We start from the raw sequence: 16,683 nt of genomic DNA, 5'->3' as shown, positions 1-16,683 counted from the left end.
ATATTTTGGTGGAATGTGCATCCTGTACTGTCCTATTGGTTTTGGCGTTGCCTTCGGCCTACGCTGTACGCTCATACGCACACGAGGCGTTAGGCGCGGGGCCGGTATACGCTCCCATCGTTAACGCGGCCAGCGCAAAAGCCCGTATAGATTTTAACAAAAATGTGCTAAATAAAATTAGATTTGTAAATACTTGCCTGTAATCACGTAAATGGATAAAAAAACTTTATCGGAAAGGGATATCTGTACCAAGTTTATCACACCTGCGGTTGAAAAATCCGGTTGGAATAAACTAACGCAGCTGTTAGAAGAAGTTTCTTTTACTGATGGAAAGATATATGTGCGTGGTAAACTTACCGCCAGAGGCAAACAAAAAAGGGCGGACTACATTCTTTACTACAAACCCAATATACCTATTGCGATAATTGAGGCAAAGGATAATAAGCATTCTATTAGGTCGGGTATTCAGCAAGCATTAGATTATGGTAAAATATTAGATATACCGTGCGTGTTTTCCAGTAATGGCGATGGATTTCTATTTCATGATCGAACGGCAACCGATAATGTAGAAACAGAATTAGGTATAGACGATTTCCCTCCGCCCGAGGCATTATGGGAAAAGTATAAACAATACAAGGGAATTACCACTCCGGACGAAGAAAAAATAATTTCGCAGGAATACTTTTTTGACGGTACAAGCCGTAAGCCACGATATTACCAACAAATTGCTATTAACAGAACGGTAGAAGCTATTGCAAAAGGACAAAACCGATTACTGTTAGTTATGGCTACCGGTACCGGTAAAACTTATACTGCATTTCAAATAGCATATAGATTATGGAAGTCCGGTTTAAAAAAGAGAATACTTTTTTTGGCTGATAGAACAGCATTGATTGATCAAACCCGCCGCGGTGATTTCAAGCATTTCAAAGGTAAAATGACTGTCATACGAAAGAGGGTTGTTCAAACCCGTGACGGCAAAGAGGAATTAGTATCATCTAAAAAAAGAGGCATAGATTCCACTGACAAAGCATTTGAGGTTTTCCTGGGGTTGTATCAAGGGCTAAGTAATTACGAGCCTGGAATAGAAGATGCCTACAAAGATTTTTCGCCGGACTTTTTCGATTTGATTATAATAGACGAGTGTCACCGAGGAAGCGCAAAAGAAGATAGTACCTGGCGGGAGATATTATCCTATTTTAAAAACGCCTCGCATGTTGGTTTAACTGCAACACCAAAAGAAACAAAAGAAACCAGTAATACAGAATATTTTGGCGAACCGGTTTATACCTACTCTTTAAAACAAGGTATTGATGATGGGTTTCTTGCACCTTACCGGGTGATAAGAGTTGCTTTAAATATTGACGCTGAAGGCTGGCGACCGGAATATGGAAAAAAAGACAAAGAGGGATTTGAAGTTGAGGACAGGATATATAACCGTAAAGATTTCGATAAAACGCTAGTAGTTGATGAGCGTACTGAACTTGTTGCAAAAAAACTCACAGAGTTCTTAAAGGGCTATGACCGGTTTGCAAAAACCATAGTATTCTGTAGTGATATAGACCACGCCGAGCGAATGCGAACAGCATTGGCAAAACAAAACTCTGATTTGGTAGCCGCCAACTACAAGTATATAATGCAGATAACCGGTGATAATGAGGAAGGTAAACGGGAATTAGATAACTTCATAAATCCCGAAGAACCATACCCGGTAATTGCAACGACATCTGAATTAATGACAACCGGCGTAGATGCGCAAACCTGCAAAGTCATAGTATTAGATTCCAATATAGCTTCCCCGACTAAGTTTAAACAAATCATTGGCCGTGGTACCCGTATTAATGAAGAATTTGGCAAGCTGTATTTCACCATTTTAGATTTCAGAAATGCTACCGACTTATTCGCTGATGAAGATTTCGATGGCGATCCAATCCGTATTAAACCAGTATCCGAGGAAACTGATTTAGGCAATATCATTGAGGAAGAGGAAGAAGACACCACGCCGATAATAGATGATATTACTGGTACAGAAATAATAATAGAAGAGCCTGAAATAAGAGATTTAGTTGATGGGCCCCACGGTCATAAAAAACGGACAAAGGTATATGTTAATGGCGTGGATGTGTCGGTTTTAATAAGCCGCGAAATGTATTTCGACCAATTTGGTAAACCAATTACTATTAGCTTACAAGACCACACCAAGGAAATAATTAAACAACAATTTACTTCACTGGATGATTTTTTGAATAAATGGAATAATACCGAACGTAAGGAAGCTATTATCGCCGAATTACAAGAACAAGGCGTAATGGTTGAAGCATTATATAACGCTGTAAACAAGGAGGTTGACCTTTTTGATCTGATATGCCATGTAGCGTATGACCAACCACCGCTTACCCGGAAAGAGCGGGCAAATAATGTAAAGAAGCGTAACTACTTTACCAAATATGGCGACCAGGCAAAACAGGTTTTGGAAGCATTATTAGATAAATATGCAGGCGAAGGTATAGCCGATATCGAAAGCATGGAAATATTAAGGATAGCTCCCCTTGATGAATTTGGCTCGACATATGAAATAGTAAATGGTATTTTTGGCGGCAAACGCAATTATCAGGACGCGATTAAGGATTTAGAAAAGGAATTGTATCAAACAGCATGAGTAATATAGGAGGAGTAATAAAGAGTATCCAGAATATAATGTGGCAGGATACCGGGTTGAATGGCGATGCGCAACGTATTGAACAATTGGGGTGGATGTTGTTTCTGAAAATATTTTCTGATAAGGACAAAGAGCTTGAAATGAAGGACGATAAATATGTATCGCCTATCCCAGATAAGTTTCACTGGGTGAAAGAAAAAGGTAATTGGGCAGGTGACGATGAGGGCATGACTGGGGATGAACTATTAGAGTTTGTTGATCGTCAGTTATTTCCGGTTTTACGTAGCATAGATCTAAGTACCGGTAATAGACGCGCAATTATTGTACGCGAAGTATTTGACGGGAACAACAACTACATGAAAAGCGGCATCAACATTCGCAAAGTGTTGAACAAACTAAATGAAATAGATTTTAATATCGCTAAAGACCGTCATGCCTTTGGCGAATTGTACGAAACCATATTAAAAGAATTACAAAGTGCTGGTAAAAGTGGCGAGTTTTATACGCCACGTGCTATTACGCAATTTATTACCGATATTATAAACCCTCAACTCGGTGAAAAAATTCTGGATCCAGCGTGTGGGACCGGCGGGTATTTAACTTGCGCCATCGAACATTTGAAGAAACAAGTTAAAAACGTGGATGAACGGAAAAGCATTGAAGAAAACATTGCTGGTTGGGAATACAAACCATTACCTTATTTGTTAGCAACTACCAACTTAATACTTCATGATATTGAAGTGCCGAATATTCGATTCGGTGACGCTTTGGATCAGCCACTAAGTAACTTTACTGAAAAACATCGCGTTAATGTAATATTAGCCAATCCACCTTTCGGAGGAATCGTGGCCAATAATAACGAAACCAATTTTCCTCAAACTTATCGCACAAAAGAGAGCGCTGATCTGTTTTTGATATTAATGATGCAATTACTTAAACAAGGAGGGCGAGCAGGCATTGTATTACCTGATAGTAGTTTAACAGGTGATGGTATAAAGCAACGAGTTAGACAAAAACTATTAGAAGATTGCAATTTACACACTATAATTCGGCTACCAAGTTCTGTATTTCAGCCATATGCTACTGTTGCAACTAATTTACTATTTTTTGAAAAAGGCACATCTACCAAAGCTGTTTGGTATTATGAGCATAAAATGCCAGAAAACTATAAAGCTTATAGTAAAACACGCCCCATTCAACTAAAAGAATTCGAACCGATAAAATTATGGTGGAATAATCGGTATAAAAATGACTCTGCCTGGCAAGTAGATATTGATAGCATTATTGAGCGAGGTTATGATTTGGACATAAAAAATCCAACCAAAAAAGAAGAAAAGTACTCGCAGAACAGCACCGAGTTGATGGAGTTATTACGTGCGTCGATTGAGAAAAGTAATCTATTGCTAGAACAATTGAGGGAAGCGTTAAAATAATGGTAAAAACTTATATAGAGAATATTAAGCACACAGCTGTAAGGAGTAAAATTTTTTATTCTTTAGCTAAACATAAACACCAACCAATTTTCAAGGTTGTTAAATTTTCAAGTGGCGATTATTTGCCCAGTAGTGCAATGGTAGTAGGTGATTATTTTGTATACGGCGGCGGCGGTAAAACGAATAAAAGTCACAACGAATATAATATACACTCGAGAACGCTAGGTATAGGTCGCGTCGGCGCTAGATGCGGTTGTGTTTTTGAAATCCAGCCCAAATCATGGGTGACTGATAACGCGCTATTTGCAACAGATATATCTCCCGAATATAATATCAATTTCCTAATTGAGTATTTGAATTTTTGTGAAATTAACCAATTTGCGAACACATCTGCACAACCGGTTATAAGCCTAAAAAGGATATCAAATATTATGATCCCAATAATTGATTTGGATCAACAAAAAGAAATTGTTGATGTCTTAAAAACTTTTGAGCTTGAGAACTTTAATATTGGTAATGACAAATATGGGTTAAAACAAATAATAGCTTTAATGACTTCCAATGAATTGCTGGCAATTGAGCTTAATGATCAACTCGAAACATTAAAAAAACTACGTCAACAATTGTTACAGGATGCAATTCAAGGAAAATTAGTTGAGCAAGATCTTAACGATGAACCGGCTAATATTTTACTACAACAAATAAAACTTGAAAGGGAGCACCTAACAAGAAGCAAGAAGCTTAAAAACGGTAAGAAATTACTACCGTTTAATCAAAAAGATGTGCCCTTTGTAATCCCTAGTAATTGGGCTTGGTGCAGGTTGGGTGAAATTATTAATTATTGTGAAAATCTTGACATTCATAAAAAATTTAGTCCAGAAACTAATATTAACTATATAGACATCGATGCAATTGATAATAGTGAGCATATCATTAAAGAAATAAAAGTCAGAAAAGTTAGCGAGTTATCAACTCGTGCAAGAAGAGTGTTAGAACAAGGATACATACTTTATTCAACGGTTAGGCCCTATCTGAAAAACATGGCCTTTGTCAAAGTTGATAAACCTAATTTAATAGGGTCAACGGGTTTCAGCGTATTTAAAACCATTATAGCTTTTGACAAATATATTTTTAATTTTTTATTGTCTCCCGATCTAAATGAAAAATATAAAAAATTGATGGTAGGTTTTAATTCTCCAAGTATAACAAATGAACAGTTTGAAAATACATTTGTACCACTTCCTCCGCTTGCCGAGCAATATCGTATCGTACAGAAGGTAGAAGAACTGATGCAAATCTGCGATATTTTAGATGACAGCATAAGGATTAGTCAACAACAAAATCAGCAATTGCAACAGCAAGCATTAAGAGGATTATCGGATAATAAAACCTATAAAAAACATAACTTTTTGGTTCAACCAGACAACCAATATAAAACATTACTTCTTTCGGCTGAAATAGTATGGAAGTTAAGTCAAAAGCAAACACTTGGCCATGTTAAATTACAAAAGATGATTTATTTGTGTGATAGAGCGCAAAACATGAACCTCCCGGTTAAATTCTTACGGAGAGCCATGGGGCCTTATGACCGGGAACTGCAGTTATACATTGATAATGAATTAGAGGAACGAGAGTGGTTTAAGTACAATGAGGATGAACCGTTAAAATATAAAATGTTAAAAAATGCAGGCGGGCATAAACAAGATTTCAAAGAACTATTCCAAAATGATTTGGAAGCTATTTATCATTTGATAGATATTTTTGAAAACACAACATCAGCACGAATTGAAATAGTTGCAACACTTTATGCATGTTGGGAGAGAATGTTAGAAAAGAAACAACTAATTAACGATGCATCTTTAATTGCAGAGTTTTACGACTGGTCCGAACATAAAAGCAAATATACTAACGCGGAAATTATAGATGCACTCAGATGGATGGAAGTACAAGGAATCGTGCCGCGTTCGCGTTAGGGGTAGAAGCGGATACCGGCCTTTTCGCGCCTAAGGCCTGCAGGCGTATGAGCGGATAACCCGGCCGCAGGCAACGCCCTTGTTCAGTTTGCAGTTATGAGTTGGCAGTTAGCAACGCCCGAAGGATGACACTCCTGGTGTTTTCTTGCCAAAAATATTCCTCTTTATCTTCCCGGCATTACAAAGTACGGCAACCTGATTTAACAAAGTGGTGGCGCTGGTTTGTCAGGACAATTTACTTTTCAATTGCATGTTTAAACAATTAATATTTTTATTAATACCTTATTATCAATCGGTTAAAGCTGAATCTTGTTTCATTTTGTTTCATGAGTTTTTTGTAAAGCGTTAATTACCAATAAATTAAGTCGAAATGTTGTTTCACTTGTTTCATTTGTTTCACACACGCGTGAAACAACGCGCACCTAACCTAACTACAATTACCATTATATTTGCGCCATCCCCGGATAAAAACCGGGCAGCACCATGATAAAGGAAATAGAAATAGTATGCCCCCCCGGCCAGCAGGACGACCAGGAAGTTTTAAAACGACTATCCGCCGCGGCATTAAACATATCACCACAAAAAGTTACCGGGGTACAGGTATATAAACGCAGCATTGACGCGCGGGGCCGCCGCGTGGTTTACCGCATGCAGGTAAAGGTGTATATAGATGAGGCCCACCACCCCGAGACCTATACCCAACAATACCCTAACGTTAAAGACGGCAAGCCGGTGATCATAGTCGGTGCCGGCCCGGCCGGGCTGTTTGCCGCCCTGCAATGCATCGAAATGGGACTAAAACCCATCATCATAGAGCGTGGCAAAGCCGTAAAAGACCGCCGCCGCGACCTGGCCAACATCAACAAACAGGGCCTGGTTAACCCCGAGAGCAACTACTGCTTTGGCGAGGGCGGGGCAGGCACCTACTCGGACGGCAAGCTATACACCCGCAGCACCAAGCGCGGCGATGTGAACGCGGTGCTCAAAACCTTTGTGGCCCACGGCGCTACCGAAGATATCCTGGTTGATGCCCGCCCGCACATAGGTACCAACAAGCTGCCCCAGATCATCACCGCCATCCGCGAGACGATCCTGCAAGCCGGCGGCGAGGTGCTCTTCGACGCCAAAGTGACGGAGCTGCTGGTGCAGTTTGATAAGATCGGGGGTGTAAAGCTGGCATCGGGCGAGGTGCTGAAAGCTAACGCCGTTATACTGGCAACCGGGCACTCGGCCCGCGACGTGTTCGAAATGCTGCGCAGGCAGGGGATCCTGATGGAGGCCAAGCCGTTCGCGCTGGGTGTCCGCATAGAGCATCCGCAGGAGATCATAGACCGCGCCCAATACCATTGCGAAGTGCGCGACGAGGCGCTGCCGCCATCCTACTATAACCTGGTAGAACAGGTGGATGGCCGGGGGGTGTTCTCGTTCTGCATGTGCCCGGGCGGTATCATTGCCCCCTGCGCTACCGAAGCCGACGAGATCGTAGTGAACGGCTGGAGTCCGTCGAAACGGAACAACCCCTTCGCCAACTCGGGCACGGTGGTACAGATCAACATGGAAGATGTTAAAGGTGATAATGCCGACCCGTTCAAGATGCTGGACTTCCAGCATAGTATTGAACAGCTGGCCTTTAAAGCCGGCGGCGGTAAACTGGTTGCGCCCGCGCAGCGGATGGTTGACTTTGTGAACGGGAGGCTGTCTATAGACCTCCCCGAAAACTCGTACCTGCCCGGCACCAAAAGCATCGAGCTAAAAGAGGTGCTGCCCGACTGGATAAACGACAGGTTGCGCAATGCCCTGCCGATGTTCGGCAAGAAGATGAAGGGGTATTATACGAATGAGGCTATACTGGTGGGGGTGGAATCGCGCACCTCATCACCTATAAAAATACCAAGGGATAAGGAGACTTTCCAGCATCCGCAGATAGCTGGATTATTCCCCTGTGGCGAGGGCGCAGGCTACGCAGGTGGCATAATTTCTGCTGCTATTGATGGGATAAATTGTGCGGTAGCGGCAGGAAAAATAATTTAACAGACTATGACAACAAACGAAAAGCTAACCCTTGAATTAGAAAACACCCTATCGGGCCAACCTTGGTATGGTGACCCTATATATGACATCTTAGATAAGGTAACTTTTGAAAGCGCTTACGAGCGCGTGGGCCATGCCCATACTATAGCCGAACTCGTCCTGCACATGGTAAGCTGGACTGAAGAGGTGATGGACCGTATGAATGATAAGCCGGCTTCATTACCGGTAAGCGGCAACTGGCCGAATCCCGGCGATCCTGATGAAAATAAATGGCAACTTTGGATAGATGATTTTAAACTGGTTAACGTTAACCTGATCAAAACCATCCGGGATTTCCCCGAAGAAAAATGGGACGAACCAATAATTGATGAGCGTAACGACGAACCAGTCACTACTTATAAAGAATTACTATACGGCTTCGTCCAGCATCAAATTTACCACGCCGGGCAAATTGCGCTGTTGGTTAGGGCCATTATTGGGTAAACTTCTTCCTTAATCGTACGGCGAAATTTTTTTAATTATATATTAATCGTAATAAGTATGTTACAATTAATATATTTGTACGTAACTCGTGCAATCCCTAAAATGTCCACATTTCGCTCGCTTTCAGGTATTTCCGCTTATACCGGCACTTTCGATAAGGCAGAGCTGGTTCATTTATTAAAACGTACACTTTTTGGGGTAAGGACGGTTGATTTCCAAAATCAAAGCGGCAAATCATTAAGTGCTGTGGTTGATAACTTATTAACAGCCGCTGCAATACCTGCTCCTCCCATAAATAATTATAATGATAGCAGTTATACTGATGCCGGTGTTCCGGCGGGTCAAACTTGGGTAAATGCGCCCTATACAGATGGTACTGCCGACAGCCGCCGCGCTACAAGCTTAAAATCCTGGTGGGTGGGCCGCATGCTGGCCCAACAACAAACTATCGAAGAGAAAATGGTGCTTTTTTGGCATAACCATTTTTCGACACAAGTATCTGTAATTGGAGACGCGCGGTATGAATACAAGCATAATGCCTTGCTCCGCCAGTATGCTTTAGGCAACTTTAAACAGTTGGTTAAGCAAATTACGCTCGACCCGGCTATGCTGCGCTATTTAAACGGCCATCAAAATGTAAAGATATCGCCCAATGAAAATTATGGGCGCGAGTTGCAGGAACTATTTACCATAGGAAAAGGACCCAATTCAAAATACACCGAGGATGATGTGAAGGCCGCTGCGAAAGTACTTACCGGTTTTAACGTTAATGCAACCGCAATAACATCAACATTTGATGCTACAAAACACGATGTTACCAACAAGCAATTCTCGGCATTTTATAATAGCAAGGTAATTACCGGCAAAACGGGCGTGGCAGGTGCTACCGAGCTGGATGATATGCTGGATATGATATTTGGAATGCAGGAATGCGCGTTATTTATATGCCGAAAATTATATCGATTTTTTGTTTATTACGATATTGACGCGGCCACAGAAGCCAATGTTATAGCCCCGCTGGCAACTATTTTTAGAAATAATAATTACGAGATAAAACCTGTTTTAAAAGCGTTATTAACCAGCGATCATTTCTTTGACCCTGTAAACAAGGGCTGTATCATTAAAAGCCCTATTGATTTGTATGTTGGCGTTTGCCGCGATTTTGGAATAATGTTTCCGGCAGAGAGCGACTATGTGAACGCTTATTATATGTGGGACTATATTCGTGCACAGGCTGCTACCATTTCGCAAAACATTGGCGACCCGCCCAACGTTGCCGGCTGGCCCGCTTATTACCTTGAGCCGCAATATCACGAGCTTTGGATAAACACCGATACGCTGCCCAAACGCAACCAGTTTACCGATAATATGATCGCAAAGGGCTATACACGTAACGGTAAAACTATCGTAATAGACCCTATTGCTTTTACTGATACATTGCCTAACCCTGCAGATCCGAATGCACTGGTAGCCGATGCACTTGCACAGCTATACGTGGTTAACGTATCACAACAGGTTAAAGACTTTTTAAAATCGATACTCTTGTCGGCACAGCTGGCAGATCATTATTGGAGCGATGCCTGGTTTGCCTATAAATCATTACCTACCGACGCGACCAACAAAAAAATAGTTAGCACGCGGCTTACAGCGTTTTATAAATATATTATGGACCTTCCTGAATACCAGTTATCATGAAGAGACGGGATTTTTTAAAAACAGCAGGGCCGGCTGGTATAGTAATGCCCGCATTGATAAATGGCCATATGTTTAAAGCATTTGGCCCTTCATCGCTTATATCAGCATTAACTGCAGCGCCTACAGAGACAGACCATGTTTTGGTGATTATCCAAATGAATGGCGGTAATGATGGCTTAAACATGGTTGTTCCGTTTGATCAGTATGGAAACCTGGCCAACGCGCGTTCAAATATCATACTGCCTCAAAAGAAAATATTGGCACTTGATGGTACCAGTATGACAGGATTGCACCCGGCGATGACCGGACTACAAAGCCTTTATAATGAAGGCCTTGCAAAAATTGTACAATCGGTAGGCTATCCTAATCCTAATTTTTCACATTTCAGGGCGACAGATATCTGGCTTACCGGCGCAAATGCTGATGTAACCTTAGATACCGGCTGGGCCGGGCGCTACCTGAGCCAGGAATATTCTAATTATCCTGTGGGCTACCCCAACACCATAATGCCCGACCCACTGGCTATTCAAATTGGATCTACAGTATCGCCAGCTATGCAAGGCCCCGCTGTAAACATGGGTTTAGCTATAACAGATCCTAACAATTTTTATAATTTAATAAATGGCATACAGGATGTTGCCCCAAATACCAAAGCCGGTAAAGAATTAACTTATATACGCCAGGTATCGCAACAAACACAGCAATATGGAACGGTTATAAAAGCCGCCGCCGCAAAAGTTACTAAACAAGGAACTTACCCCACTAATAATACACTGGCAGATCAGCTTAAAATAGTGGCTCGCTTAATAGCCGGCGGATTAAAGACCCGTGTATATATGGTTAGTATAGGCAGTTTTGATACACACGCTACACAGGTTAATGCGGGTGCGACGGAAACCGGGACACATGCTAACCTGCTACTCCGGTTGTCAGACGCAGTTAAAGCTTTTATGGACGATCTGAAAGGCCTGGGTGCATCTAAGCGGGTAATGGGAATGACTTTTTCTGAATTTGGCCGCCGTATCAGGTCAAACGCCAGTGCGGGTACCGACCATGGTGCTGCTGCACCGCTATTTTTATTTGGCGATTATGTACAACCCGGTGTACTGGGTACCAGCCCGGTTATAAGTGCTACGGTTGGAGTTAATGATAACATACCGATGCAGTATGATTTCAGATCGGTTTATGCTTCGGTATTAAAAAATTGGTTCTGCGTGTCTGACGATGTTTTGAACAATATCATACTCAAAAATTTCCAGGAGTTGCCTTGTGTAAAAGATACCGCGCCATGTGCATCGGCAGTTAAAGATATCGCTAATGTTCAGGCCGGCACTAATCTCATCAGTAATTATCCCAATCCGTTTACCGGGTCAACTACAATAAATTTTCAATCGCAAGGCGGGCACGCGCTTATACAGGTGTTTGATGCGCAAGGCCATTTGGTAGGGACATTAACAGATGGAATTACAGAAAAAGGCAGCCATAAAGTTATTTTCAACAGCCAGGGCCATACTCCGGGACCTTACTATGCGCGGCTGCAAAATGGCAGCCTGCAACAAGTACGCACTATGATATTGGCCAGGTAATTTCTGTCCCTTTAAAAAGTAAAGAATTTTAATAAGCTAACTCCTCGCACTTAAACCCCGCGTTATTTAATAACGATTCAATATATCGCGGTGGCAGATCATGCGATACTACGCGCAGGATATTATCGCAATCTTCCAGGTCGAAGTTCCAGTCTTCAATAGCCTGCACCGAAGTTAGTATCGGCTGCACCTGTTCAACGTCCTCGGGTTTGTTTACACTTGTTGAGAATATAAGTATGTCCATAATAGTGTAGGTTTGTGAGTTTGTATTAAAACGGCAGTTACAGTAGCAAGTAGCAGTTGATAATTTACTGCTACCCGCCGCTGCTACTGCAACTAATTATTCTTGTGTTGCTTTCGGGGCCTCAGTATCAAACTGATCCCAGTCGCGGTTAAAAGGATGCTCGTGGCGTCCCCATGGGCCGCAATTAGCACGGTCGCGCATTTTTTGTTTAAATTTTTCTTTTTGTTCGGGCGTCATGGTTTTAAAGCGCTCTTCCATTTTGGCACGCATCCATGGTGCGCCGCCACGTCCGCCCCAGCCGCGGCCGCCTTTATGGCCAAAGCCAAACAGTATTTTGCATAGTATAAATATACCCATGGCCTGCCAGAAAGTTATGGTAGCTACGTGTAAAATATCAGGTAATAAATGGTTCCATAATTGCATCACTACAAAACTGATGGCTGATATAAAGGCCGCTGCCGCGATGGGTATAAATATAAACCGGCCCTTGTAAAATAGATTTTTCATGTTTTTAAATTTTAATATTGTGTAATCTCTTTGTATAACTGTTGTAACCTGTCGCGCAGATGCAGCACCGCGTACCGCTTGCGCGATACCAGCGTGTTAACATTAACACCCGTCAGTTCTGATATTTCCTGGAAGGTCATATCATCCATCTCCTGCCATATAAATACCTGCTTTTGTTCTTCGGGCAGCTCATCCAGCGCGCTAAATAGTTGCTCCCAAAAAATATTGCGCATGTACTCCGTTTCAGGTGTGCTCTCTTCGGGCATCAGCAGGTCCTTAAAGCTTGATGTATCATCGTCGCTTTCGTCGTTGCTGCTAAACAGGTCGTCAAGTAAGGTTTCTGATTTCTTTTTATGCTTGTCGGTGATCTTGTTCCTTGCCACTTTATACAGCCAGGCGCCTGTCTGTTCAATTGGTTCAGAATTTACCAGGTTGCTAAACTGGTACCACACATCCTGCAGGATATCTTCAGCATCAGCATCACTCTTAACCCGCTTACGGATAAAGCCAAGCAAATTTTTACCATAAGCCTTAATGGTGCTTATGATATGGCTTTCTCTTTCTTCGGGCATTAATGCTGTTATCAATTTATTACTTGTTTAAAGGTAAAGACGATTCACGTTTAAAAACATTTTAAATTTTTTTAATTATTTTATTGTGATGCTATTCTGACTGTCAAAACCGCGAAATATTACACCTTGGCGCAATATTTGACCCATTAGCATAATTATGTCTGATAAAAAAACTTTGATAATAGGCGCTACCCCAAACTCGGGCCGGTACGCTTACCTGGCCGCCAATAGATTGGTGAACCATGGCCACACTATAGTTAATGTAGGCTTAAAAAGCGGCGAGGTAGCCGGTGTGCCTATTGAAAAGCCCGAAAAGATCTATACCGATATAGATACCATCACTTTATACGTTGGCCCGCAAAACCAGCCACCCTTGTATGATTATATATTAGCCACCAAACCCAAGCGCATCATCTTTAATCCCGGAACGGAAAACAACGAGTTGCAACGCTTGGCCAATGCCGAGGGAATTGCTACGGAATATGCATGTACGTTGGTGTTGTTATCTATAGGAGAGTATTAAGCCCCCTAACCTCCTGAAGGGGGAACAATAATGGAAATGTAGAGACGCAATATTTGCGTCTTTTTTTGTTTACACCCCCAACGCCCCAAATATCTCCTTAATAGAAAACTTCGCCCCGCAAACAAACTCATCACTCGCACCATAATATATAGTCACCGTATCGCCATCAACAATATGGCCATTGGTAAATACCACGTTGCCAAAGAAACCGCTTAGCTCATATTGTTCGGTGGGTATCATAATAGGTGCATCTGTTCGGGCAATCACTTTTGACGGATCTTTCAGATCTAACAGGAAAGCGCCCAGGCAATATTGATGATCATAGTTGGCACCGTGATAGATCTCCAGCCAGCCCTTGTCGGTTTTGATAGGTGCGGCGCCGGCGCCTACGCGTTGGCAGTCCCAGTTATCCTTACGGGTTTTTACAATACATTTATGATTGCCCCAATGCACACCATCAGGCGATTGTGCCAGCCAGATGTAATTGCCACCAATATCCACGCTGCTTGGGCGGTGCAGGCAATAGTACAGTCCGTTTATCTTCTCTTCAAAAATAGCGCAGTCCTTATTATGCGGCGGGATGATCATGCCGTGATCCTCAAAAGTCTTCCAGTCGGTAGTAGTACGCATGCCCACACCAACACCATTGGCCGATACTGCGGTAAACGTAAGGTGATATTTGCCTTCCAAAAATGTCACTCTGCAATCCTCGATGCCAAATGATTCTAATTTACCTGTGCCGAATAACGCGCCATAGCCCTCCGGCTCGTAAAAATGTATGCCGTTATCACTGCAAAGCAGGCGCAGGTGCGATAGGGTAGTCAGGTAATCCAGCCCCATATAGCGTATAACCCGCGGATCAGTAGTTATCAGTTCCGGATGCTCGGACGGCAGTTCCATTATTTCGACTTTACCAAGCTCATTTATTATAGGGAAGAATATGGAACCTTCTTTTTGTATGGCATTCTCGGCCACCCGCAGGATGAGCCAGGTTTTACCCTCAAACCTAAATACACCCGGATTAAGCAGACAGATGATCTGCAGGCCGTCTTCGCTGCACTTAAGATCAATAGGAGATAATAAAGGATTTTCGGGAAAACGTTGGGCGATATCTTTCATACTATATATAGTGTCTGTTTTTTTAACAGTATATTATAGCATAAGGTTTGGAGAAAATTTATATAGGCCGATCGTGTAATCCCTACCTCGGCCCTTGCGACAGTATCCTCAACTCTTTGGGGTAGTAGTTATTAATACGATTAGGCAATAACTTGGCCCATCCCATGGCTTGTCCTTCAAAATTCATCAACGTCCAGCCTTTTTTAACTTCGTCCATAACCAAATTCTCGCGGCGCAGGTAAAGGATGGCTTGATCGTAATCTAACTCGATTTCGGCAACCATACCTTTATTAACTATGTTGCTTAACGCCAGGTCATGGTCGGGTATCAGATCGCGACCGGCCAATTTCCCAATCCGCACGCCCGACTTTTTGATATATAAATGGTGTTGCAGTAAGTTCAGGCTTTCTTTATGCTGATTGTTGATGGCTAACCAGTCGTCGTTCACTTTAAAAAAATAATAGTCTTCTGGTTTATTAATATAAGCTTTGATCTGTTCAAAGGCGGTATTATCTACTTTTTGATTACGGTTGTTTTTAAACGATAGCAAGGTGCCGCTGCTTTCTTTCTTTTTAAGTACCGATGCAAACAAACCCTCGCCCTTAACCTTGCCGGGATAAAACCGATATCCCCAAGCCTGTTTGGCCGGCGATTGTGTTTCAACAATACCCCACTCTTTATTAATAGGTATACGCACGGTTTCTAAATCAAATTCGGTGCAGAGCCAATCCAGGATCTCCTCGTTTTCCTGGTGCGAGTAAGAACAGGTACTATATATAAGGTATCCGTCCTCTGCCAGTGCCGGATAAATATCAGCCAATATCCGTTCCTGGCGTTGGTGGCAAAGGTTAACGTTTGCCTCGCTCCATTCGTCCATAGCTGCCGGGTCTTTCCTGAACATGCCCGAGCCGGAGCAGGGTGCGTCAACTAATATAATATCAAAGAAACCGGTTAGGCGGTTAAAATCTTTAGGGTCGTTATTAGTTACTATGGTATTGGCGGTACCCCAGCGGCTCAGGTTATCGGCCAGTATGGGTACACGGGTTTTAATAATTTCGTTGGCAACCAACAGGTCGTCGGGCGTCATGGCCGAGTTAAGCAAAGTACTTTTACCACCGGGCGCGGCGCATAGGTCCAACACTTTTACCGGGTCGGAAGGTTTTATTTGTTTTAATATATGGGCGATGAACATGGACGATGCCTCCTGCACGTAATACCTGCCGGCATGAAAAAGCGGGTCGAAAGTAAACGACGGGCGTACGTCTAAATAAAGGCCCTCGGCGCACCAGGGCACTTGTTCGCCGGTTTTTTGCGCCGATTTTTTAAATGGATTGATGCGAATTGACGTTGGGGAGGAATTATTTTGATGAACTTCAACAAAATTTTCGCGGTCAAAGCCCGGTTCGTTGTTTAACGATTCGAGGAAATTTGCTGGAAACTGGTGGTCTTGCATGTGATTTCAAATATACGAAATCCAAAATTGACTGAATGTTTGAGTGTAAGTGCAATTTATAATCGCTGTTTTCCAGCAGGTTATAAACATTGTTGAAAAAAGCGAAGAATTTCTTTGCCGGGCGGCAGATTATTTCTACCTTTGCAACCCGCTCAAGCAAAAAGAGCGGTTGTTTTTTGAAAAGAGGAGGTTTAAAATAAATATTAAAAAAGTGAAATAACACTTTGCAGATATCGATTTAAAATGTACCTTTGCAACCCGCAAACGAAGTAGCGGAAAGTTCTAAAACATATTGAAAAACCCTCCAAAATTATTTTAAAATATTTTTGGTAAAGATGAAAAAGGTTCGTACCTTTGCAATCCCAAAACGGGGTAGTCGAAAGGCGAAAAAATCGAAAGCGAATT

Annotated in this window: 13 protein-coding genes; 8 read left to right on the top strand and 5 right to left on the bottom strand. The window is 42.4% G+C overall.

The window, feature by feature from the left end:
- The first annotated feature begins 211 nt into the window (after positions 1 to 211).
- From hsdR to ABIB50_RS16790, 7 genes are all read left to right on the top strand, one after another.
- Positions 212 to 2,659 (top strand): EcoAI/FtnUII family type I restriction enzme subunit R, encoded by a 2,448-nt coding sequence (hsdR, locus tag ABIB50_RS16820; protein ID WP_429381456.1) that lies wholly within the window; start codon positions 212 to 214, stop codon positions 2,657 to 2,659.
- A complete protein-coding gene (locus ABIB50_RS16815; RefSeq protein WP_429381455.1) occupies positions 2,656 to 4,092 on the top strand; it encodes an N-6 DNA methylase in 1,437 nt (478 codons plus the stop codon). The genes hsdR and ABIB50_RS16815 overlap by 4 nt, the downstream gene beginning before the upstream one ends.
- Positions 4,092 to 6,065: a restriction endonuclease subunit S gene (locus tag ABIB50_RS16810; protein WP_429381453.1), complete on the top strand. Its 1,974-nt coding sequence runs from the start codon at positions 4,092 to 4,094 to the stop codon at positions 6,063 to 6,065. Before ABIB50_RS16815 ends, ABIB50_RS16810 begins: the two co-directional genes overlap by 1 nt.
- 483 nt (positions 6,066 to 6,548) lie before the next feature.
- Positions 6,549 to 8,096 (top strand): NAD(P)/FAD-dependent oxidoreductase, encoded by a 1,548-nt coding sequence (locus tag ABIB50_RS16805; RefSeq protein WP_429381452.1) that lies wholly within the window; start codon positions 6,549 to 6,551, stop codon positions 8,094 to 8,096.
- 6 nt (positions 8,097 to 8,102) lie between these two features.
- A complete protein-coding gene (locus ABIB50_RS16800; RefSeq protein WP_429381450.1) occupies positions 8,103 to 8,579 on the top strand; it encodes a DinB family protein in 477 nt (158 codons plus the stop codon).
- A 57-nt stretch (positions 8,580 to 8,636) separates the two neighbouring features.
- On the top strand, positions 8,637 to 10,274 hold the full coding sequence (locus ABIB50_RS16795; RefSeq protein WP_429381449.1) for a DUF1800 domain-containing protein: 1,638 nt from the start codon (positions 8,637 to 8,639) through the stop codon (positions 10,272 to 10,274).
- Positions 10,271 to 11,860: a DUF1501 domain-containing protein gene (locus ABIB50_RS16790; protein ID WP_429381447.1), complete on the top strand. Its 1,590-nt coding sequence runs from the start codon at positions 10,271 to 10,273 to the stop codon at positions 11,858 to 11,860. The genes ABIB50_RS16795 and ABIB50_RS16790 overlap by 4 nt, the downstream gene beginning before the upstream one ends.
- A 28-nt stretch (positions 11,861 to 11,888) precedes the next feature.
- On the opposite strand, the gene ABIB50_RS16785 is transcribed toward ABIB50_RS16790, so the two are convergent.
- The 3 genes from ABIB50_RS16785 to ABIB50_RS16775 all read right to left on the bottom strand — a co-directional run bounded on the left by ABIB50_RS16785 (position 11,889) and on the right by ABIB50_RS16775 (position 13,198).
- Positions 11,889 to 12,104: a hypothetical protein gene (locus tag ABIB50_RS16785; protein ID WP_429381445.1), complete on the bottom strand. Its 216-nt coding sequence runs from the start codon at positions 12,102 to 12,104 to the stop codon at positions 11,889 to 11,891.
- A gap of 96 nt (positions 12,105 to 12,200) precedes the next feature.
- Positions 12,201 to 12,611 (bottom strand): hypothetical protein, encoded by a 411-nt coding sequence (locus ABIB50_RS16780; RefSeq protein ID WP_429381443.1) that lies wholly within the window; start codon positions 12,609 to 12,611, stop codon positions 12,201 to 12,203.
- Positions 12,612 to 12,622: 11 nt separating this feature from the next.
- Positions 12,623 to 13,198, bottom strand: a complete 576-nt coding sequence (locus ABIB50_RS16775; RefSeq protein WP_429381441.1) for an RNA polymerase sigma factor — start codon at positions 13,196 to 13,198, stop codon at positions 12,623 to 12,625.
- 142 nt (positions 13,199 to 13,340) lie between these two features.
- Between ABIB50_RS16775 and ABIB50_RS16770 the strand changes: the two genes are divergently transcribed.
- Positions 13,341 to 13,706 (top strand): CoA-binding protein, encoded by a 366-nt coding sequence (locus ABIB50_RS16770; RefSeq protein WP_429381440.1) that lies wholly within the window; start codon positions 13,341 to 13,343, stop codon positions 13,704 to 13,706.
- Positions 13,707 to 13,775: 69 nt separating this feature from the next.
- Here ABIB50_RS16770 and ABIB50_RS16765 read toward each other — a convergent pair whose 3' ends face one another.
- Both ABIB50_RS16765 and ABIB50_RS16760 read right to left on the bottom strand, forming a co-directional pair.
- Positions 13,776 to 14,825 (bottom strand): glycoside hydrolase family 130 protein, encoded by a 1,050-nt coding sequence (locus ABIB50_RS16765; RefSeq protein WP_429381438.1) that lies wholly within the window; start codon positions 14,823 to 14,825, stop codon positions 13,776 to 13,778.
- An 82-nt stretch (positions 14,826 to 14,907) separates the two neighbouring features.
- Positions 14,908 to 16,278 (bottom strand): methyltransferase RsmF C-terminal domain-like protein, encoded by a 1,371-nt coding sequence (locus ABIB50_RS16760; RefSeq protein ID WP_429381437.1) that lies wholly within the window; start codon positions 16,276 to 16,278, stop codon positions 14,908 to 14,910.
- Between the last annotated feature and the right edge of the window lie 405 nt (positions 16,279 to 16,683).

This window comes from Mucilaginibacter sp. UYCu711 (genome assembly GCF_050433825.1).
Lineage (GTDB): Bacteria > Bacteroidota > Bacteroidia > Sphingobacteriales > Sphingobacteriaceae > Mucilaginibacter.
The sequence above is the reverse complement of the archived record's forward strand: the minus strand, read 5'-3'. Positions and strand labels throughout refer to the sequence as shown.